Origin of the sequence: Cellulomonas algicola (genome assembly GCF_003851725.1) — a bacterium.
In the GTDB taxonomy this organism is placed as follows: domain Bacteria; phylum Actinomycetota; class Actinomycetes; order Actinomycetales; family Cellulomonadaceae; genus Cellulomonas; species Cellulomonas algicola.
This window is the reverse complement of sequence record NZ_BHYL01000428.1, coordinates 1-1,328: the sequence shown is the minus strand read 5'-3', so window position 1 is coordinate 1,328 and position 1,328 is coordinate 1. Positions and strand designations below refer to the sequence as shown.

Sequence of the window (1,328 nt, the reverse complement as noted above, 5' to 3'; positions counted from 1 at the left end):
GGCAGCGCGTGCGCGACCGCGAGCGCGGTGACGGGCCCGCCGGGGTTGGCCCGGTCCGCGGCCCGCCCGTGCACGAGCGCGGCGGTCGCCGCGAGCGCGGGGGCCAGCGTGGCGTCGCCGTGCACGTCCTCGACGCGTCCCGCGAGCAGCGCCCCGAGCAGGCCCGCGAGCACGTCGCCGGCGCCCGCGGTGGCGAGCCACGGCGGCGCGTCCGACTGCGCGTAGACGACACCGTGCGACCCGACGACGACCGTCGTCGCACCCTTGAGCAGCACGGTCGCGCCGGTGCGGTCGTGCGTCTCGCGTGCCCACCTCAGCGGTTCCGCCTCGACGTCCGCCCGCTCGACGTCGACACCGCGCTGCGCGAGGAGCCGGGCGGCCTCACCCGCGTGCGGCGTCAGGACGACGTGCGCGCCGACCCGCTCGGGCAGCAGGTCGAGCGCGCCCGCGTCGACGACCGCCGCCTCGCCGCGGTGCAGCACGCCCTCGAGCGCCCGCTGGACGCGTCGCCGCTGGGCGGCGTCGTCGGGCGAGACCCCGGGCCCGAGGACCCAGGCCTGCACCCGGCCGGGTCCGACGACGACCTCCGGCCGGGCGGCGAGCACGGCGTCGCCCGCGTCGCCGACGTACCGGACCATGCCGACGCCCGCGAGCGCCGCACCCGACGCCGCGAGCACGGCCGCTCCCGGGTAGGTGCGGGTCCCCGCCACCACCCCGACCACGCCGCGCGAGTACTTGTGCGCGTCGCGCACGGGCACGGGCCACAGGGCTGCCGCGTCGTCGGTGTGGAGGGTCGCGACGTCGGGCCGCTCGGGCAGGTCCAGACCGAGGTCGACGACCTCGACGCGGCCCGTCGACGCGGCGGCGGGCGGCAGCAGCAGCCCGGGCTTGGCCCCGCCGAACGTCACCGTGACGTCGGCGTCGAGCACAGCGCCGGTGCGGGTCCCGTCGTTCACGCCGATGCCGGACGGCAGGTCGACCGCGACGACCACCGGGCCGTCCACGTCGCCGGTCGCGGCGCGGACCTCCTCGACCAGCGACGCGACCGGTCCGCGCAGGCCGCCGCGTGCCCCGATCCCCAGCACGCCGTCGAGCACGACGTCCGCGGCCAGGACCTCGTCGACCGCTCCCGCGACCGTCACCACGGGCCACGGCCCGCCCGTCCCCGACGCGTCGTCGACGAGCCCCCGCACCCGTCCGCCGGCGGCCCGGAGCGCCGCGAGGCCGCCCTCGTGCAGCCGGTCCGCGGTCGCGACCACCCGCACGCGCGCACCGCGCCGCGCGAGCAGGGCGCCTGCGTGCAGCGCGTCTCCCCCGTTGTTCCCGGC

General features: G+C 79.6%; 1 protein-coding gene. It reads right to left on the bottom strand.

The features are described 5' to 3' along the window. Positions 1–1,328: bifunctional ADP-dependent NAD(P)H-hydrate dehydratase/NAD(P)H-hydrate epimerase (locus CTKZ_RS20400; protein ID WP_148090539.1), on the bottom strand; the 1,328-nt coding region annotated here is incomplete at both ends.